General features: G+C 68.2%; 19 protein-coding genes. 11 read left to right on the top strand and 8 right to left on the bottom strand.

Going from position 1 to position 17,803, the window contains the following annotated elements:
- The 3 genes from ON21_RS29800 to ON21_RS29790 all read left to right on the top strand — a co-directional run.
- A partial coding sequence (locus ON21_RS29800) for a LamB/YcsF family protein (RefSeq protein ID WP_245562787.1) occupies window positions 1-237 on the top strand: 237 nt, incomplete at its 5' end.
- A 9-nt stretch (window positions 238-246) separates the two neighbouring features.
- Window positions 247-954: a 5-oxoprolinase subunit B family protein gene (locus ON21_RS29795; protein ID WP_051021474.1), complete on the top strand. Its 708-nt coding sequence runs from the start codon at window positions 247-249 to the stop codon at window positions 952-954.
- Complete coding sequence (locus tag ON21_RS29790) at window positions 951-1,808, top strand: 5-oxoprolinase subunit C family protein (RefSeq protein ID WP_039803381.1); 858 nt, start codon at window positions 951-953, stop codon at window positions 1,806-1,808. The genes ON21_RS29795 and ON21_RS29790 overlap by 4 nt, the downstream gene beginning before the upstream one ends.
- Here ON21_RS29790 and ON21_RS29785 read toward each other — a convergent pair.
- Window positions 1,778-3,451, bottom strand: a complete 1,674-nt coding sequence (locus ON21_RS29785; RefSeq protein WP_051021473.1) for a glycoside hydrolase family 183 protein — start codon at window positions 3,449-3,451, stop codon at window positions 1,778-1,780. The two genes, ON21_RS29790 and ON21_RS29785, sit on opposite strands and share 31 nt — an antisense overlap.
- Before the next feature lie 241 nt (window positions 3,452-3,692).
- On the opposite strand from ON21_RS29785, the gene ON21_RS38770 reads away from it, so the two are divergent.
- Window positions 3,693-4,166 (top strand): hypothetical protein, encoded by a 474-nt coding sequence (locus ON21_RS38770; RefSeq protein ID WP_051021472.1) that lies wholly within the window; start codon window positions 3,693-3,695, stop codon window positions 4,164-4,166.
- On the opposite strand, the gene ON21_RS29775 is transcribed toward ON21_RS38770, so the two are convergent.
- Window positions 4,159-5,454: an MFS transporter gene (locus tag ON21_RS29775; protein ID WP_039803401.1), complete on the bottom strand. Its 1,296-nt coding sequence runs from the start codon at window positions 5,452-5,454 to the stop codon at window positions 4,159-4,161. The two genes, ON21_RS38770 and ON21_RS29775, sit on opposite strands and share 8 nt — an antisense overlap.
- 117 nt (window positions 5,455-5,571) lie before the next feature.
- Window positions 5,572-6,036, bottom strand: a complete 465-nt coding sequence (locus ON21_RS29770) for an NUDIX domain-containing protein (protein ID WP_039803378.1) — start codon at window positions 6,034-6,036, stop codon at window positions 5,572-5,574.
- Between the two features lie 235 nt (window positions 6,037-6,271).
- Between ON21_RS29770 and ON21_RS29765 the strand changes: the two genes are divergently transcribed.
- Window positions 6,272-7,060: a pirin family protein gene (locus ON21_RS29765; RefSeq protein ID WP_039803399.1), complete on the top strand. Its 789-nt coding sequence runs from the start codon at window positions 6,272-6,274 to the stop codon at window positions 7,058-7,060.
- A 113-nt stretch (window positions 7,061-7,173) separates the two neighbouring features.
- Complete coding sequence (locus tag ON21_RS29760; RefSeq protein ID WP_039803377.1) at window positions 7,174-7,677, top strand: DUF4190 domain-containing protein; 504 nt, start codon at window positions 7,174-7,176, stop codon at window positions 7,675-7,677.
- Here ON21_RS29760 and ON21_RS29755 read toward each other — a convergent pair.
- Window positions 7,646-8,170, bottom strand: coding sequence for a hypothetical protein (locus ON21_RS29755; RefSeq protein ID WP_039803374.1), 525 nt, complete (start codon window positions 8,168-8,170; stop codon window positions 7,646-7,648). The genes ON21_RS29760 and ON21_RS29755 overlap by 32 nt on opposite strands.
- 134 nt (window positions 8,171-8,304) lie before the next feature.
- Here ON21_RS29755 and ON21_RS29750 point away from each other — a divergent pair, with 134 nt between their 5' ends.
- The 5 genes from ON21_RS29750 (at window position 8,305) to ON21_RS29730 (ending at window position 13,494) form a co-directional block, all read left to right on the top strand.
- Window positions 8,305-9,156, top strand: a complete 852-nt coding sequence (locus ON21_RS29750) for a Scr1 family TA system antitoxin-like transcriptional regulator (RefSeq protein WP_039803372.1) — start codon at window positions 8,305-8,307, stop codon at window positions 9,154-9,156.
- A 10-nt stretch (window positions 9,157-9,166) separates the two neighbouring features.
- On the top strand, window positions 9,167-9,541 hold the full coding sequence (locus ON21_RS29745) for a DUF397 domain-containing protein (RefSeq protein WP_039803371.1): 375 nt from the start codon (window positions 9,167-9,169) through the stop codon (window positions 9,539-9,541).
- 247 nt (window positions 9,542-9,788) lie between these two features.
- Window positions 9,789-10,196, top strand: coding sequence for a YciI family protein (locus ON21_RS29740; RefSeq protein WP_039803369.1), 408 nt, complete (start codon window positions 9,789-9,791; stop codon window positions 10,194-10,196).
- On the top strand, window positions 10,196-11,365 hold the full coding sequence (locus ON21_RS29735; protein WP_039803367.1) for an RNA polymerase sigma factor: 1,170 nt from the start codon (window positions 10,196-10,198) through the stop codon (window positions 11,363-11,365). Before ON21_RS29740 ends, ON21_RS29735 begins: the two co-directional genes overlap by 1 nt.
- A 56-nt stretch (window positions 11,366-11,421) precedes the next feature.
- Window positions 11,422-13,494, top strand: coding sequence for a M13 family metallopeptidase (locus tag ON21_RS29730; protein ID WP_083880963.1), 2,073 nt, complete (start codon window positions 11,422-11,424; stop codon window positions 13,492-13,494).
- 46 nt (window positions 13,495-13,540) lie between these two features.
- Here the strand turns inward: ON21_RS29730 and ON21_RS29725 are convergent, their stop codons facing one another.
- The 4 genes from ON21_RS29725 to ON21_RS29710 all read right to left on the bottom strand — a co-directional run bounded on the left by ON21_RS29725 (window position 13,541) and on the right by ON21_RS29710 (window position 17,790).
- Entirely contained in the window at window positions 13,541-14,623 is a 1,083-nt protein-coding gene (locus ON21_RS29725) for an ABC transporter ATP-binding protein (protein WP_039803365.1), read from the bottom strand.
- 26 nt (window positions 14,624-14,649) lie between these two features.
- Entirely contained in the window at window positions 14,650-15,978 is a 1,329-nt protein-coding gene (locus ON21_RS29720; RefSeq protein ID WP_083880962.1) for an ABC transporter substrate-binding protein, read from the bottom strand.
- A gap of 19 nt (window positions 15,979-15,997) precedes the next feature.
- Complete coding sequence (locus ON21_RS29715) at window positions 15,998-16,789, bottom strand: carbohydrate ABC transporter permease (RefSeq protein WP_245562788.1); 792 nt, start codon at window positions 16,787-16,789, stop codon at window positions 15,998-16,000.
- A gap of 71 nt (window positions 16,790-16,860) precedes the next feature.
- Complete coding sequence (locus tag ON21_RS29710) at window positions 16,861-17,790, bottom strand: carbohydrate ABC transporter permease (RefSeq protein WP_039803395.1); 930 nt, start codon at window positions 17,788-17,790, stop codon at window positions 16,861-16,863.
- Window positions 17,791-17,803 lie beyond the last annotated feature (13 nt).

Below are 17,803 nucleotides of genomic sequence, written 5' to 3'. Positions count from 1 at the left end.
GTTCGCTCGCGCCGCGCGGTACGCCGGGGGGCGGTGTTGGGACCGCAGGACGCGGTGGCGCAAGCGATCTCGATCGCCAAGTCCGGAGCCACGCGCGCCGCCGACGGCTCCGGCGAGGTCGCGGTGCGCGCCGCGAGTATCTGCGTCCACGGCGATTCGCCCGCGGCGGTGGAGATGGCCCGGCACATCCGCACCGCGCTGGACGAAGTCGGCGTGCCGGTGGAGCCGTTCGGCTGAGGCCGCCCGATGAAGACGACGGGCGCGGTGACGCACGCGCAGCGGCAGGCGGCCGAGAAAGCGATCCGGCCTGCCGGCGATCGGGCGCTGCTGATCACTCCGCAGCGGCGAGACATGGTGACGGAGCTCGTCACCGCACTGCGGGATCGCCCGATACCCGGCGTGCAGGATCTGCTTCCGGCCGCGGAAACCGTCCTGCTGACCCTCGATTCCCCGCGCGTCGCGGAAGCGGTCCACCGGTCGCTGACCACGCTTTTGGTCACCCTGGACGCAGACCGATCCGCCGCTGTTTCCCGTGGAACATCGGCGGAAAACGCCTTCCGCGCCGAACCGTTATCGATCCCCGTGCGCTACGACGGCGCAGACCTCGACGATGTGGCCAGGATGCTGGGGATCACGACCGCGGAAGTGATCGCCGCGCACACCGGGACGGTGTGGCGATGTGCTTTCGTCGGATTCGCGCCGGGCTTCGGCTACCTGGAATCGCCCGACGAGCGGTTGTCCGTTCCGCGTAGAGCGCAGGCGCGCACATCGATTCCGGCGGGCGCCGTCGCGCTGGCCGGTGGGTACAGCGCGGTGTATCCGCGGAGCACGCCCGGCGGGTGGCAGCTGATCGGCAGCACCGACCTCAGGATGTGGGATGTCGAGCGCGACCCGCCCGCGCTGATCCGCGCGGGCGCCACCGTTCGATTCCTCGACGTGAGCGACGGCCGATGATCGTCGTCGATGCCGTCGGTCCACTGGCGACCATCCAGGATCTCGGGCGGCCGGGCTGGTTCGATTCCGGGGTCGGTCCCGCGGGGGCCGCGGACCGCGGATCGCTGCGGCTGGCCAATCGATTGGTCGGCAACCCGGAGGGGCATGCGGCCGTCGAGGTGCTGCTCGGAGGCCTCGCGCTGCACGCGGAAGAGCACGTCATGCTGGCGGTGACGGGCGCACCGGCCCCCGCCACGGTCGACGGCAGACCCGTGGGTCACGCGAGTGTGCTGGAACTGGAACCCGGACAGGCGCTGCGGCTGGGCTACGCGTCCGTCGGGTTGCGCAGCTATGTCGCGGTGCGCGGCGGCATCGACGTGCCGGAGACGCTCGGTTCCCGAAGCCGCGACACCATGTCGGGCTTGGGGCCGGAGCCGCTGCGGAAGGGTGATCGGCTCCCGGTCGGGTCTTCGCCGCACACGATCCCGGTCGTGGACTTCGCCCCGGTCGCCGAGTTACCCGCGGACGTCGTCACCGTGCGCGTCGTGCTCGGCCCGCGCGACGATTGGTTCTCCGACGCCACGTCCTTGTTCGCGGGTGAGTGGCGGATCTCCCCCGACACCGACCGGATCGGCGCACGCTTGGAACGCCACACCGGCCCGCCGCTGACCAGGAAGGTCGCTCGGGAACTGCCGACCGAAGGCATGGCGCTCGGCTCGATCCAGGTGCCGCCGAGCGGACAGCCGGTCGTCTTCCTGGCCGATCACCCGGTGACGGGCGGGTATCCGGTGATCGCGGTGGTGGTCGACGCCGACGTCGACGCCATCGCGCAGACGCGTCCCGGTCAGCCTGTGCGGTTCGTGCGGGCGGGCTGACTCCGGTTCGGCTCCAGCCGGGCATGCATGAGATACACGTTGTAGCTGTCCCACGCCGAGAGCATGAAGTACAGATCCTCCCCGGTCGACCACGGATGGATGAACCCGCCGTAGGACTTCGGGTAATCGGCGGTGGACACCAGCGGGATCGCGTCCGTCCACGCGCCTTGCGGGCTTGCCGCGGTTCGCAGCACGATCGCGCCCCGCGCGGAATCGAGGTAGACCATCTGCCACTGCTCGGTCTCCCGGTCGTAGCGCACCGAGAGCTCACTGGCGATGCCGAGCACCAGCGGGGTGGCCTCGTTCTCGGCGGCGGGCGCCCAGGTGCCGCCGACCCAATATTGATAGGCGGACTTGTTCAGCACCTGGTACTTCGGCACGCGCGCCAGCGCGATCGTGCCGATGCGTCCGTTGGGGGTGCCGAACATGTAGACGTAGTCACCCTGCGGCACCATCGCCGCGACCTGGAACTTGCCGAGCCCGAACAGGTTCTCCCACTTGGCGTGCTGGTCTTTCTTCCAGGTGCGCCCGCGGTCGTCGGAATAGGCGAGGCCGCCGTAATTGGTCCACCACAGACCCGGTATGCGGCTCCATCTGTTCACCGACATGTAGCTGAGGTACTGCCGGTTCCCGATGGCGAACCCGGAGGTCGGGATGGTGGTGGTCTCCCAGTTCTTGATCTTGCGGCTGCCCAGGATCTCGGCGGCGTGGCAGCGGCTGTCCTGCGCGAAGGTGTCCAACGTCAGGCCGTCGGACAGCTCGCGGTCGGTGCTGAAACCGATGACGTTGCTGCGCCAGTCCTGGTCGTCGTTGCCCGCGCCACCGACGCCCCAGCCCTTGCCGAAGGTGTCGCCGAAAACTACGGCGACTTCGCCGGGTTCGGTCTCCCACATCAGGCCGAGATCGGTTCCGTCGACCTGCCAGCGCATGTCGGTGCGGTTCTGCGAGCCGTGCCCGGTCACCTGCCCGACCAGCCGTACCGAGTCGACGGTCGGCGCGGCCACCGGAGCCGCGAGTGGGCCGGGTTCGGCCGGATGCACCACCTGTGGCGGAGCGGGCTGCGGCTCCTCGCCTGGGCCACCCGGCACCGGGACCGGAATCGGCTCGGTCTCCGGTTTGAACTCGATGCGCGGCAGTTTGACCGGCGAGCCGGAACCGGAGGCAGACCCGGAGCCGTCGCTCGAGCCGGATCCGTTGCCCGAACCGGGTCCCGAAGAGGAGCCGGAGGAACCGGTTCCCTCGTCGGTGCCGGTCTCGGGCGTCGGACTGGGATCGGGATCGGGCGCGGGAGGCGCTGGGTGGTCCCGGATATCCGGGCACGGGTTGTCACAGGGGTTCTCCGGCAGCGGGTCCGGGACGATCCGCGTGTTGTCGTGCGGTGGGTCGGGGACCGGCACCGGAGTGAGTTCGGGAATCGGGACGGGAATGTCGATCTGCGGCGGCAGCGGTGGCGGCGGAGGCTGCGCCGGATCGGGCTCGCGGTTGAGCGGGTCGAAACCGACCTCGCCGCAATTGTTGACCGGCGGCGGTGCCCACGGAAACGGCGCGGCCTGCGCGGCGGGAGTCGGTATGGCGAGGGCGCCGACGAGCAGTGCGCCGAACAACGCGGGTGCACAAGGCGATTTGCTTCCGGATGCGCGCATCAGGTCGGCCCGGCCGCGCGCGTCAGGCGATCGGATGTCCGCTGGCGGACCGGGTCTTCCACGCGCTCAGCAGTTCTCGTACCGCATCGGGGTTGTGCACCGGAGAACCCATGTCGTGTTGACTCCTGTCGGTCGGCTGCTGACGTGCCAACTTACCGGAACAACCGCCGGAAACGGCGACGGCGAATCGAAAAGCCCCGCGTGATGGAACCGGCGCCGGGCCGCGTGCGTCCAAGGACATATGAACGAGATCGAGTACGTGTTCGGTACCGGTGACGGAACCGTGCACGTCTGGACCACCGAGGCCGACCTGGAACTCGGCGGCACGGGCACGGCCGACGCGGTGCGGCTGGACTTCGACGGGGACGGCATCGCCGACGACGCGCTGTGGGACTCGGCCGGCTCGGGCCGGGCCGACATCGCCGCGCTGGATCTCGACGACGACGGCGTGCTCGACCACTTCTTCACCGATCCCACCGGGCTCGGCACGTGGAACCATCAGATCACCGGCCTGCCCGGCGATACGGCGAGCGAGCCGCTGGAGTGGACCGTGCGCACGGAAGCGGAGGCGCAGGATCGTCTGCTCGGCGCAGCACGATTACCGGATTCCCGGCAGGATTCCGATGGTTCGGAGACCGGCGCGTTGCCCGAGCACCTCGCACACTGGCTGAACCGCGACCGGCGCGACCCCGGCGACGATCCGTCGCTCAGCTGACCGCGCGGCGGCGCGTGTTGCATGCGATGGAAACGATTCCCGCGGCGTAGAGGGCGGCCCCGGCCAGCACCACGATCGCCGATCGGCCGTCGTCCGGAACGACCAGGGCCGCGATCACGATCGCCAGCACGAACGCGAGATTGAACACCGTGTCCTGCAGCGCGAACACCTGGCCGCGTCGGGCGTCGTCGATGTCGATCTGCATGGTCGCGTCACCGGTCAACTTGATCGTCTGCCCGGCGAGTCCCAGCAGGAACGCACCGATCAAGAGCAGTTCGTGCGCACGCTCCACCGCGGCGTCCGACTCGGCGAACCCGATCGGCGTGACCAGCGTCAGTTGCACCAGCATCGCGGTGATCAGACCGGCGACCACGGTGCGCGCCCGTCCCAGCCGGGGAATGAGCAGCGGCGCGACGAGGGCGGCCACCAGCATGCCCGAGGCGGTGGCGGCGATCGTGACGCCGAAACCGACGAGGCCTCCGCTGAGTCCGGAGCCGTCCACCGGGGTCTGGCGCAGCACCAGCACCATGATCAGCGTATTCGTGCCGAAGACGATCCGATGGGTGCCGATGCCCAGCATGGCCGTCGTGACCGCTTTCGATTCCCACACCGCCGTGGCCCCGGTGCGCAGACCGGTGGCGATCGCGTGCACGGTGTTCTCGTCCTGTGCCGCGCCGGGCGCTGGGCCGAGCACGCGCGGCCGGAATCCCGCCGCCAGCGCCGCGCCGAGCAGCGAGCCGACACCGCTGATCGCCACCGCGACGGCCGAGGCGAAATCTCCCGCCCCGATCAGCCCGATCACACCCACCGCGACGGCCGCACCCGCACCCGCGCACCCGGAGGCGACCGTGGCCAGCACCGAGTTCATCGGCACCAGCCACGCCTGCGCCAGCACCCGCGGCAGCGCGGCCGAGACGCCGGCCATGACGAATCTGCTGACGCCCACCACCGCCAAGGCCAGCAACAGCAGCGGTGTCTCGCCGACCCCCGCCAGCAGCCCTCCGCTGACCAGCGCGATCAGCACCGCGCGCAGCACGTTGGCCACCAGCAGCACGGAGCGCCGGTCCCAGCGATCCAGCAGCGCGCCCGCATACGGTCCGATCAGCGAATACGGCAGCAGCAGCACCGCGAAGCCCGCCGCGATGGCCAGCGGATCGGTCTGCCGCTCGGGGTTGAACAGGATCGCGCCCGACAACGCCGCTTGGAACATCCCGTCGCCGAATTGCCCGGCGAAACGCACCACTGCCAGCCGCGACACGCCCGGGCTCTGCCGAAGTGTTGCGAGCAGCCCACCCGGCCGTTGCTCCGCGGGAGTGCGGCCTTCGGCGTGACCAGTCGACACGTTCGCGAGCGTACTGTGTTCGCCGACCGGGCCGCACGCTCGCGCGTCGGCGCCTGCAGCTCTTCAGACCCGGTCGACCAGCGTGCTCACCGTCGCACGCATGTCCGGCGCCATCGGCAGCTCGTCGAGCGTGCCCGCGTCGATCCAGGCGAACGCGTCGTGCTCGCCCGGCGCGAGGGCGACGTCGCCCGGCTCCGCCTCCACGACGAAGCTGTATTTCCGCACTTTCGACTTGGTCCGGGTGGCGTAATCGAATCCACCGAGGAAGTCGACGACCGCGCGCATCCGCAGCCCCGTTTCCTCCAGCAATTCCCGTTCGACGCACTCGGCGAATGTCTCCCCCGATTCGACGCCGCCGCCGGGCAGTTCGTACATACCGCCGTGATAGTCGTCGGCGACGCGGCGCACCACCAGAAGCCTGCCCTCGCGGAACACGGCGACGCCCACCACGAAATGCGCGATGCCATCGCGCCGTGCTTCGCTGCGGAGTTGCTGTTCGATCCGGGCGAGGTCATCGAGGTCCAGCACGTCGCTACCTCCGGTTGTCTTTGTGGCGCTTGGCAATCGGGGCCGGCCCGGGATATCCGACCAGGTGGTCCGACGTTTCGACGTACCGGTTGGTTCTGCTCGCCTCCCGTTCACCTTCCGGTCGCTCGCGTAAAATGCCGAGTGCGGCACAATTTACTAGGAATGCGGAGTACCGCGGCGGAAGTGCTCCTACCCTGAATGGCGATCGGTGCACGGTCCCGAGAGGAGGACCATGATGTCCACACTCACGACACCACACATCGATGTCCACCGTGGCGGTGACCGCATGAAGACGCGGGTCTCCTGGCTGGATTCGAAGCATTCGTTCTCCTTCGGGGAGCATTACGATCCCGACAACACCCACCACGGCTTGCTGCTGGTCAACAACGAGGACATCGTCTCGCCCGGGCAGGGATTCGATACCCACCCGCATCGGGATATGGAGATCGTCACCTGGGTGCTCGGCGGCAGCCTGGTGCATCAGGATTCCCTGGGCCACAGCGGTGTCATCTATCCCGGGCTGGCCCAGCGCATGAGCGCGGGCACCGGCATCCTGCACTCGGAGAAGAACGACTCGTGGCGCTTGGACGGCCGCATTCCCGAACACGAGCAGCCGGTGCACTTCGTGCAGATGTGGGTCGTGCCAGACGAGCCGGGGCTGACCCCCGGCTACGAGCAGCTCGAGATCGACGACGCGCTCGCGGGAGGCGATCTGGTCACGGTCGCCTCGGGCCTGCCCCGCTACCGCGATCGCACCGCGATCGCCATCAACAGCAGCCATTCGGCGCTGCACGTGGCGCGCATGGCGAGCGCGGAGCCGGGCGCCGAGCAGGTGATCGAGCTACCCGACGCGCCGTACCTGCATTTGTTCGTAGCGCGCGGCGAGGTGGACATGGAGGGCGTCGGCCCGCTGTATGAGGGGGACGCGGTGCGTTTGACCAGGTCGGGCGGCCAACGGGTGGTGGCGCGGCAGCCTTCGGAAGTTCTGGTTTGGGAGATGCACGCGCGGCTCGGCGCCCAGTAGCCGGTTGGCATTAACATCCGTCCGCGGGATGCGCGATCAGTAGGCGACCGCCGCGCACCCCGGACCACCTCGTCCGGACCGAGCATCGCGAGGCACCGACGGAGAGGAAGTCCATGTCGCAATATCCGCCCCCGCCGCCCGGCCAGTACCCGCCGCCGGGGCAGTATCCACAGCCGCCGGGCGGCCAGTACCCCGGTCAGCCCGCCTACTGGCAGGAATCACCGAAGGGCCGCGGCCTGGCGATCACCGCGCTGGTGCTCGGCATCCTCGCGTTGCTGTTCTTCTGGACGATCATCGGCGGCTATGTCTGCGGCATCTTCGCGGTCATCCTGGGCATCGTCGCCGTATTCAAGGCCCGCGCCGGCACCGCGGGGGGTATGGGCATGGCGATCACCGGTATCGTCCTCGGCGCGCTCGGCATCGTGGGCGCCGTGCTGCTCACCGTCGTGGGTTACAGCTTCTTCGTCAACTCGGGCGGCAAGGACTTCGTGGACTGCGTGAACAAAGCGAACAACGATCAGTCCAAGATCGAGCAGTGCGAGCGCGAGTGGAATCAGAAGCTGCAGGACAAGTACAGCGTCACCCTCACTCCGCCGCCCGCGCCGACGCCCCGGTAGCCGCGGCGCACGCCCGGGTCGTGGCGATCACCTCGGCGAAGTCGCGACGAAAGTCGCGGTCGGGCGCCACGATCCAGGTGCGGTAGCCGCCGTGCTCGTCGGCTGGTGACGGCAGCACGATGTGGCTGCCGGGCAGTGCGATCGACGCGCAGATCCGGAACAGGTCGGCGAACAGCCCGGTGTCCAGGTACGAGTTGTCGGTCGGGCCGGTCAGGAAGGTCCAGCGGTGCGCGCGCGGATGCGCGATGACCGGGCCGGGCCGGACCTCGGGTCCGTCGGCGAGCCGCTCGAGCACCCGACGGCCGAACTCCGCGGGCATCACAACCGCTCCGACCGAGCCGACTTCCAACATGATGCGACCAAGGATCGGGTCCACGAGTCCGTACAGCCCGTGGTCGTCGCGATAGCGACGGCAGCGAGCGAACGCGTCCTGGATCGACGGGAAGTCGGTGGACGCGAGATGCCTGCCCGATTCGATGCGCGATGTACCCATGACGAACAACCTCGCCTCGCAGTGGTGGGACGCGTGCTCGGAAGAATCGATCGCTGTCTCGACCCTAGTCCGGGGCAAGTCGCTTGACAATAGTCACCGTACCGCGCGTCGGAGTGGGCGTAGCATGCCCACACATGGCACCCGTCTCGCCTACCGTTGCCCGCTGGGAGTTGGTGCTTCGGCTGCGTGAACTGCGGGAACAGCGTGGTTTCGACTCCGCGGGCTTCGCGCGGCGGGTGGGCTTCACGCCGGCCAACTGGTCACACGTGGAGAAGGGCAGGCGGGTGCTCACCACCAAGACCATCGGCCCGGTGCTCGAACTGCTCGACGTGGAGGCCGAGGAGCGCGTGGAATTGCTGGCCTTGCTGGAGGCCAGCAAGCAGCGCGGCTGGTGGGCGAAGTCCTCGGCGTTGATCGGACCCGAGCTGCAACGGCTGTACGGCATGGAATACGGCGCGCAGAGCATCCGCAGCTATGACAGCCTCGTCGTACCGGGGTTGTTGCAGACCGAGGACTACGCGCGCGCGCTGATCAGCGCCGATGTGATGATCCGGCCCGTCCAGGTCGAGCAGCTGGTGGCGATTCGGATGCGGCGCCAGGAGCGGTTGCGCGGTGCGGATCCGGTGGAACTGACCGCGGTCTTCGGAGAGGGCACGCTGTTGCAACAGACCGGAGGTCCGGACGTGCTGCGCGGGCAGTTGGAGTATCTGGCCGAGCTGATCGAGGAACTGGACACCGTCGAGGTCCGCGTGATCCCGTTCGCCGCGACCGCGGGCGCGGTGCTCGGCGGATCCAGTTTCCACCTCATCGACTTCGCCGGCGAGCAGCTGCCGACCTTCGGCTGGGTGGAGAGCGCGGTGTTCGGCGGGGCGGTCGAGGACCCGGATCTGGTCCGCGATCTACGCTTCGCCTACCTGCGCGGGGTGGACCAATCGCTTTCGCGAGTGGAGTCATTAGCCCTGATCAGGCGCTATTCCCGCGTGTAAAATCCTGCCCATGGCCATCACCGCACGGCCGGCACGCACCGGCTGGTTCACATCGACCAGATCGAACAATGGCAACCAATGCGTCGAGGTTCGGTTCGATGATGATGCGGTGCTCATCCGTGACAGCAAATATCGCCGCGATCCGGCAAACCGCCCCGCCGAAGAGCCCGTCATCACCGTCACAGCAGCCGAATGGAGCGCGTTCCTCGACGCGGTACGCACCCGCGGGCGATCGAATGGCGAACTGTGCGCGCACCCTGCCGCCGACGGTCACACCGCACTACGCCACGGCGGCGTAACCCTCGTCTACACGCCGGAGGAGTGGAATGCCTTCCTGCTCGGCGCGCACGACGGCGAATTCGATCGGATCGTCTTGCCTGCTTGATCTCCCCGAAGCGGTCGCACGCCGCGCTTGCTCGTCTCGTTCCGTACCGGCTGCATGGGTACGGCGCGGATGAGACGATCGCACCGAAACGGCGTCCGCGTGGCCTGCTCCGCGCCGCCGTCCTGGACGTGAAACCCGACCCTGGGAAAGTCGCGAGAAATTTCGACGGCGGATGTCGAGAACGTCGTGACGGCTCCGTCCCAGGATCGAGCGACCAACCGGGGTCGCGATCCGAAGGGAGAATGTCATGGCCAAGTACCTGCTCCTCAAGCACTACCGAGGCGCCCCGGCGGCCGTCAACGATGTACCGATGGACCAGTGGACGCCCGCCGAGATCGAGGCGCACATCAAGTACATGAACGACTTCGCTGCTCGCCTGGAAGGCACCGGCGAGTTCGTCGACGGCCAAGCGCTGGCACCGGAGGGCGCATGGGTCCGCTATGACGGCGAGGGCAAGCCCCCGGTGACCGACGGCCCGTTCGCGGAGACCAAGGACCTGATCGCGGGCTGGATGATCATCGACGTCGACTCCTACGAGCGCGCCGTCGAGCTGGCAGGCGAGTTGTCCGCGGCGCCGGGCGCGGGCGGCAAGCCCATCCACGAGTGGCTCGAGGTGCGGCCGTTCCTGACCGCCGCGCCGACTGTCATCGAGTGATGGACGCCGGCGCGGTGGACGAGGCTCGATTGCGGGATCTGATCCCGGGTGTCCTGGCGGCCCTCGTCCATCGCGGGGCGGACTTCGCGACCGCGGAGGACGCCGTGCAGGAAGCATTGGTCCGTGCCGTCGAGACGTGGCCGGGCCGACGCCCCGACGACGCCAAAGGCTGGCTGATCACCACGGCGTGGCGGTGCTTCGTCGATCTCGCCCGATCCGACCTCGCGCGGCGCCGCCGCGAACTCCGGGTCTGCGACGAGCCGCCACCGGGACCGACCGCCTCCGTGGACGAAACGCTGCAGCTCTACTTCCTGTGCGCGCACCCGAGCCTCACCCCCGCGTCGGCCGTCGCGCTGACGCTGCGGGCCGTCGGCGGCCTCACCACGCGCCAGATCGCGCAGGCGTACCTGGTGCCCGAAGCGACGATGGCCCAGCGGATCAGCCGGGCCAAACGCACCGTCAGCGGTGTCCGTCTGGATCGTCCCGGCGATCTGCGCACCGTGTCGCGGGTGCTGTACCTGGTGTTCAACGAGGGGTACAGCGGCGACGTGGATCTCGCCGCGGAGGCGATCCGGCTGGCCAGGCAGCTGGTCGCGACCACAGGAGACCCGGAGGTCGCGGGACTGCTCGCCCTGTTCCTCCTGCACCACGCGAGACGCCAGGCCCGCACGCGCGCCGACGGCAGTCTCGTGCCACTGGCCGAACAGGACCGTGGGCTGTGGCGGCGCGACCTGATCGCCGAGGGCGTGGCCGTGCTCCAAGCCGCGCTGGCCCGCGACCGGCTGGGGGAGTTCCAGGCGCAGGCCGCCATCGCGGCCTTGCACGCCGACGCGCAGACCGCCGACGAGACCGACTGGGTGCAGATCGTCGAGTGGTACGACGAACTGGTCCTGCTCACCGACAGCCCCATCGTGCGGCTCAATCGCGCCGTCGCCGTCGGTGCGGCCGACGGACCGCGGGCCGGGCTCGCCGCGCTCGCCGAACTCGACCCGGCGCTCCCCCGGTACACCGCCTCGTCCGCGTATCTCCATGAGCAGGCGGGTGACGTCGCCACGGCGGCGCGGCTCTACGTGGAGGCCGCGGCGCAGGCGCACAACGTCGCCGAGCGCAACCACCTCACGCTCCGGGCGGCCACCCTCCGCCACCGTCTCTCGGCCGAAGGTGGCTGATCGGCCGCACGGTCTCGCCGGCATCGGATGCGGCGACTACTGGACAGGAAAGACGGATGGGACTTGTCGCCCACGGCAGACGCACGCGCTTTGTCGGCATACTGGACATCGTGACTTCCGAACCGACCCGTCCTTCCGGCATCGATCTGTCCTACCTCGACGAGGGCGTGCGGGTACAGGACGACTTGTTCGCGCACGTCAACGGCAAATGGCTGGCAGACCACCAGATCCCCGCCGACCGGGCCGTGGACGGCGCCTTCCGCGCGCTGTACGACCAGGCGGAGCTGGACGTTCAGGCAATCATCCAGAATGCCGCCGCCGCCGACGCCGAACCGGGTAGCGAGGCGCGCAAGATCGGTGACCTGTACTCCAGCTTCATGGACACCGACGCGGTGGGCGCCGCCGGGCTCGCCCCGATCGCCGCCGAACTCGCGGCGATCGCCGAGGTCGGCGACAAGGGGACTTTCGCGGCCCTGCTCGGCCGGTTGCAGCGCACCGGCGTCGGGGGCGCCGTCGCCGTTTTCGTCGACACCGACGACAAGGACTCCAACCGCTATCTGGCGCACGCCACCCAGTCCGGCATCGGCCTGCCCGACGAGTCGTACTACCGGCAGGACGAGTTCGCCGAGATCCGCGCGAAGTACATCGCGCACATCGACCGCATGTTCGCCTTGGCCGCCGCGGACCCGCAGGTCGCCGGACTGCTGCCGGACGGACTCGACACCGTCGGCGCGCGCGTCTTCGAGCTGGAGCGGAAACTGGCCGCAGGCCACTGGGACGTGGTGCGCCGCAGGGACGCCGAACTTCGCTACAATCTGACCACCTTCGACGCGCTGGCGGCGGACAACCCCGAATTCGACTGGGCCGCGTGGACGGCCGCGCTCGCCGAAGGCGTGGACGCGGCAGGGCCCGAGCTGTTCGCCGAGGTGGTGGTCCGCCAGCCCGACTACCTGCGCACGTTCGCGCGGCTGTGGGCCGACGAGCCGCTCGCGGACTGGCAGGCGTGGGCGGCTTGGCGGGTGCTCCGCGCGCGTGCGCCGTATCTGACCGACGCGGTGGTCGAGGAGAACTTCGACTTCTACGGCCGCACGCTCACCGGCGCTGAGGAGAACCGGGAGCGCTGGAAGCGCGGCGTCTCGCTGGTGCAAGACCTGCTCGGCGAGGCGGTCGGAAAACTCTACGTGGCCGAACATTTCCCGCCGGAAGCCAAGGCGCGCATGGTCGAGCTGGTGGCGAACCTGCAGGAGGCCTACCGCCGCAATATCGCCGAACTGGAGTGGATGGGCCAGGGCACCCGGGTCGCCGCGCTGGCGAAGCTGGAGAAGTTCACCCCCAAGATCGGCTACCCGGACAAGTGGCGCGACTACTCGGCCCTGGTGATCGACCCGGCCGATCTGGTCGGCAACTACCGCAGGGGCTACGCGGCCGAACACGATCGGGATCTGAACAAACTCGGCGGCCCGGTCGACCGGGACGAGTGGTTCATGACCCCGCAGACGGTGAACGCCTACTACAACCCGGGCATGAACGAGATCGTCTTCCCGGCCGCCATCCTGCAACCGCCGTTCTTCGACATGAACGCCGACGACGCGGCCAACTACGGTGGCATCGGCGCGGTGATCGGCCACGAGATCGGGCACGGTTTCGACGATCAGGGCGCGAAGTACGACGGCGACGGCAACATGGTGGACTGGTGGACCGACGAGGACCGCGCCGAATTCGCCAAGCGGACTACGGCTCTGATCGAGCAGTACGACGTGCTCTCCCCCAAGGATCTGCCGGACGAGCACACGGTGAACGGCCAGTTCACCATCGGTGAGAACATCGGCGACCTCGGCGGCCTGTCCATCGCGCTGGAGGCATACAAGATCTCGCTCGGCGGCGCTGCCGCCCCGGAGATCGACGGGCTCACCGGACTGCAACGAGTGTTCTACGGCTGGGCGCAGGTGTGGCGCACGAAAGCCCGTGCGGAGGAGGCGATCCGCCGTCTCGCCACCGACCCGCACTCGCCGCCGGAGTTCCGCTGCAATGCGGTCGTGCGCAATATCGACAGCTTCCACGAGGCGTTCGAAGTCGAGCCGGGCGACGCGCTGTACCTGGAACCGGCTGAGCGCGTGAAGATCTGGTAGGCCCCGAGCCGAGGCGGTCCGGGTGACCGCCTCGGTGGCGCGGCGGTCAGCGCAGGCGTTCTTCCGTGCCCGCGTCGAAGAAGAACACGTCCTCGGCTCTGGGCCGCAGGTACAACCGGTCGCCGAGCCGCACCTGGAAGCGGCGGTCGACGCGCGCGACCACCTTCCCGGAGCGGCTGCTCCAGTCCTCGGCGATGCCGTGGCTGTAGACGAACGACTCCGCGCCGAGTTCTTCCAGCAGTTCGGCGTCGACCGCCAGGCCGTCGGCGGGTTCGGCGGTGACCTCCCACGACTCGGGCCGGATCCCGACCACCACCCGGTCGCGGGATTTCGCGCCGGGCGGCAGCGGAATGCGTAGGTCGCCGAGTACCGCCGCACCGTCGCGCACCGGCGCTTCCAACAGGTTCATGCCCGGCGAGCCGATGAATCCCGCGACGAAGGTGTTCACCGGATCGTCGTAGAGCACGCGCGGTGCGGCGATCTGTTGCAGCTTGCCTTCGCGCAGCACCGCTACCCGATCACCCATGGTCATCGCCTCGACCTGGTCGTGGGTGACGTACACCGTGGTGGTGCCGAGCCGTTTCTGCAGTGCCGCGATCTGCGAGCGTGTACTCACCCGCAGTTTCGCGTCCAGGTTGGACAGCGGCTCGTCCATGCAGAACACCTGGGGACGCCGGACGATGGCCCGCCCCATGGCGACTCGCTGCCGCTGCCCGCCGGACAACCGGGCGGGCTTGCGGTCGAGCAAGTGCTCGAGTTCGAGCATCTTCGCCGCTTCGTGGACGCGCACCAGCGTGTCGGCCTTGTTCATGCCCGCGTTGCGCAGGGCGAAGCCCATGTTCTGCGCGACGGTCATGTTGGGATACAGCGCGTAGCTCTGGAACACCATGGCCACGTCCCGTGCCCGCGGCGGTAATCCGGTGACATCCTTGCCGCCGATCAGGATGCGCCCCTGCGCGACGGATTCCAGACCCGCGAGCATGCGCAGGCTGGTCGACTTGCCGCATCCCGACGGACCGACGAGCACGACGAACTCACCGTCGGCGATGTCCAGTTCGAGCTGGTCGACGGCAGGCGCGTGCGCGCCGGGATACCGGTGCGTGACGCCTTCGAACTGCACGGTGGCCATGCTTGTCGGTCTCCTCGGGACGGGCGCTACTTCGGCAGCTTCGGTGTGATCTGCCGATCGATGATCGCTTGCAACTGGGTGGTCACGTTCGCGAACGTGGCGGCTACGTCGGCGTTCTGCAGACCGATCTGCTCCAAGCCGGTGCCGATGATCTGGTCGCCGCCCGGCACGAACACCCGGGCGTAGTCCTGGGACCTGGTCGACGGAAGCTGATCGATCGCGACCTTCGAGTTCGGGTTCTTCGCGAGGAAGTCCTGCTCGCTCGGATCGTTCACGGCCGACTTGCGCACCGGCATGTAGCCCGTTCCCTGCGAGAAGTACGCGGTGTTCTGCGCGTTCGTGACGAACTCGATGAACTTCAGCGCGTTCACCTTTCGCTCGTCGGAGATGCGCGCCGGAATCGCCAGGCCCGCGCCGCCGGTGGTGACGCCGGGTCCGTTCGGATGCGGGAGGAAGGCGGTGCCGAAGGTCAGCTTGCCCTCGGCGTTCTTCTGGATGCCCCGCAGGTCGCCGGTCGAGGCGATGGTCGAAGCGATCACGCCGGTGCCGAAGTCCACCGCGATCTGCGGCTTGATGCCCGCGTACTTCTTGGCGTTGATCATGTTGCGCAGGAACGTGCCCGCCGCGATGGTGCCCGGGTCGTTGAACTTCAGCGTCCACTTGTCCGAGTACGCGCCGCCGAAGGTCCAGTTCGGGCCCTGGAAGGTCCAGGCGAGGTAGTTCTTGGCGTCACCCCAGCCGTGCGCGAGCTTGCCCTCGCCGACGACTTCCTGCAGTTTCGGTCCCCACTCGTCGAACTCCTGCCAGCTCTGCGGGCCGCGGTCGGGCAGGCCGGCCCGGTTCCACACGTCCTTGTTGTAGTAGAACAGCGGGGTCGAGCGGGCGTAGGGCAGCGCGTAGTGCTTGCCGTTGAACAGGTAATCGGCGACCAGCGAGTCGACGTAGTCGTCCAGGCGCACGCCCGCGTCCGCGAAGTGGCCGTCGAGCGGTTCGATGGTGCCGTTCAGCGCGTAGTTGAACCACCAGACGTCGGAGAGCACCACGATGTCCGGCAGATCTCCGCCCGACAGCGCCGCGTTGAACTTCTGCGACACCTCCTCGTAGTTCTTGCCCGCGTCGACCAGGTTCACCGTCAGGTCGGGGTACTTCTCCTGGAAGCGACGGATGAGCTCGGTCTCGAGCTCTTTCGATGTGCCCGGGTGGTTGGACCAGAAGGTCAGGGTCTTGGCGTCGCCGGACTGCTTGCCGCCGCCTCCGGTGCCCGCGCACGCGGTCAACGCCGCACCTGCCGTGAGCGCTCCGGTCAGCCCGAGGAATCCGCGCCGGGTCAGCGCCGGGAACTGTGCAGTGGACACGTGGTTTCTCCTTGATCGGTTAACCCTTGACCGCACCGGAGGTGAGGCCTTTGATCATGTGGCGTTGCAGCACCAGAAAGACCACGAGGATCGGCAGCATGGTCAGCAGAGTTCCCGCCATGACCGGTCCCCAGTTGGTGACGCTCGGGTTCTCGGTGTTCTGCAGCAAGGTCAGGCCGACCGGCAGGGTCGCGACCGTCGTGTCGTCGGCCATCAGGAAGGGCCACAGATACTCGTTCCACTCGTTGACCAGCGTCACCACCGCGAAGGCGACCATGGTCGGTCCGGACATCGGCAGCACCACCCGGGTGAGCAGCCGCCACCAGTTGGCACCGTCCATTCGCGCCGCCTCGATCACTTCCGAGGGCAGTGAGAGGAAGTGATTGCGCATGAGAAAGGTGCCGAAGGCGACACCGCAGAGCGGAACGATGATGCCCTGGAACGTATTCCGCCAACCGAGCTGAGCGATCAGCGCGTAGTTGGAGATCACGGTGATCTGGTTGGGCACCATCAGCGCCGCGATGATCACCAGAAACACCACCGTTTTGCCCGGAAAGCGCAGGAACACCAGGCCGTAGGCGCTGAATACGCCGAGCACGAACTTCACCGCTGAGACGATGCCGGTGACGATCAGCGAATTGCGCAGGAAGGTCCAGAACGGCAGCGTCGTGGTGGCCTCCCGGTAGTTCTCCGGGTGCCAGCTGTGTGGCCAGTACACGGCGGGCTGCACGTAGATGTCCGGCCGGGCTTTGAACGAGGTGATGAAGATCCAGAACAGCGGGACACCCACGATGATCAGCACGCAGGCCATCGCGCCGTAGCCGAGCAGCGTCACCGCCCGCTGTCTGCGCCGGTAGGAAAGCGTCTGCACGCCGGTGTCTTTCACTGCTGTCCTCGATCCATGACGCGCACCTGTACCAGCGTCACCACGAGCAGCACCAGGAACATGATGGTGGCCACGGTCGCGCCGTAGCCGGCCCGGAAATTGCGGAAGGACTCCTGGTAGACCTGGTAGACCATGGTCGTCGTGCCGGTGCCGAGCGGTCCGCCGCGGGTCATCACATTGATGATGTCGAAGACCTGCAACGAATTCAGCAGCACCGTGATGGACAGGAAGAAGGTGGTCGGCCGCAACTGCGGCAGCAAGACCTTGGTGAACGTCGTCCAGCGGCTCGCGCCGTCGATCTGCGCGGCTTCCATCAGGTCGGTCCGGATGCCTTGCAGGGCGGCCAGATAGATGACGAAGGTGTAGCCGAGGTTCTTCCAGACGTAGGTCACCGTCACCATGAACAGCGCCCACCGCGGGTTCTGGTAGAAGTCCGGCACCTCGTGCACGCCGAGCCGGTGCAGCGCGTCCTGGATCAGGCCGAAGCTGGGATCGAAGATGAACTGGAAGGCCACGCCGATGGCGGCGCCGGAGATGACGAACGGCGCGAAGATCGCCGAGCGGACCATATTGCGGCCGAACAGCTTCCGATCCAGCAGCAGCGCCAGCGCCAGTCCGAGCGCCATGCTGCCCGCCACCGCGGCGAGGGTGAAGACCACGGTGTTGCCGACGACGTCCCAGGAGTCCGGCCTGCTCCACCATTCGCGGTAGTTGTCGAAACCGACGAAGGTGGCGACCGGATCGGAGATGTTCCAGTCGAACAGCGACAGCCGGATGTTGTCGATCAGCGGCCGGTAGACGAACAGCGCCAGCAGCGCGAGATTCGGCAGCACCAAGACCAGGAACAGGGCGTAGTCCGGCCAAGGACGGTGGCGCAGACCGCGTCCCGGTGGCTGCGGCAGTACTCGCTCCGGCCTGGTACGCACGGCGGTGACTTTA

This window comes from Nocardia araoensis NBRC 100135, from assembly GCF_000308435.1.
GTDB classification, from domain to species: domain Bacteria; phylum Actinomycetota; class Actinomycetes; order Mycobacteriales; family Mycobacteriaceae; genus Nocardia; species Nocardia araoensis.
This window is presented reverse-complemented; position numbering and strand designations above follow the sequence as displayed.

Bases quoted from the DNA above. Each gene is read 5' to 3' on its own strand.
- ON21_RS29750 (WP_039803372.1), top strand. From the start codon at position 8,305: ATGGCACCCGTCTCGCCTACCGTTGCCCGCTGGGAGTTGGTGCTTCGG.
- ON21_RS29730 (WP_083880963.1), top strand. From the start codon at position 11,422: ATGGGACTTGTCGCCCACGGCAGACGCACGCGCTTTGTCGGCATACTG.
- ON21_RS29765 (WP_039803399.1), top strand. From the start codon at position 6,272: ATGTCCACACTCACGACACCACACATCGATGTCCACCGTGGCGGTGAC.
- ON21_RS29715 (WP_245562788.1), bottom strand. From the start codon at position 16,789: ATGGCCTGCGTGCTGATCATCGTGGGTGTCCCGCTGTTCTGGATCTTC.
- ON21_RS29725 (WP_039803365.1), bottom strand. From the start codon at position 14,623: ATGGCCACCGTGCAGTTCGAAGGCGTCACGCACCGGTATCCCGGCGCG.
- ON21_RS38770 (WP_051021472.1), top strand. From the start codon at position 3,693: ATGAACGAGATCGAGTACGTGTTCGGTACCGGTGACGGAACCGTGCAC.
- ON21_RS29755 (WP_039803374.1), bottom strand. From the start codon at position 8,170: ATGGGTACATCGCGCATCGAATCGGGCAGGCATCTCGCGTCCACCGAC.
- ON21_RS29795 (WP_051021474.1), top strand. From the start codon at position 247: ATGAAGACGACGGGCGCGGTGACGCACGCGCAGCGGCAGGCGGCCGAG.
- ON21_RS29785 (WP_051021473.1), bottom strand. From the start codon at position 3,451: ATGCGCGCATCCGGAAGCAAATCGCCTTGTGCACCCGCGTTGTTCGGC.
- ON21_RS29760 (WP_039803377.1), top strand. From the start codon at position 7,174: ATGTCGCAATATCCGCCCCCGCCGCCCGGCCAGTACCCGCCGCCGGGG.
- ON21_RS29790 (WP_039803381.1), top strand. From the start codon at position 951: ATGATCGTCGTCGATGCCGTCGGTCCACTGGCGACCATCCAGGATCTC.
- ON21_RS29745 (WP_039803371.1), top strand. From the start codon at position 9,167: ATGGCCATCACCGCACGGCCGGCACGCACCGGCTGGTTCACATCGACC.
- ON21_RS29735 (WP_039803367.1), top strand. From the start codon at position 10,196: ATGGACGCCGGCGCGGTGGACGAGGCTCGATTGCGGGATCTGATCCCG.
- ON21_RS29740 (WP_039803369.1), top strand. From the start codon at position 9,789: ATGGCCAAGTACCTGCTCCTCAAGCACTACCGAGGCGCCCCGGCGGCC.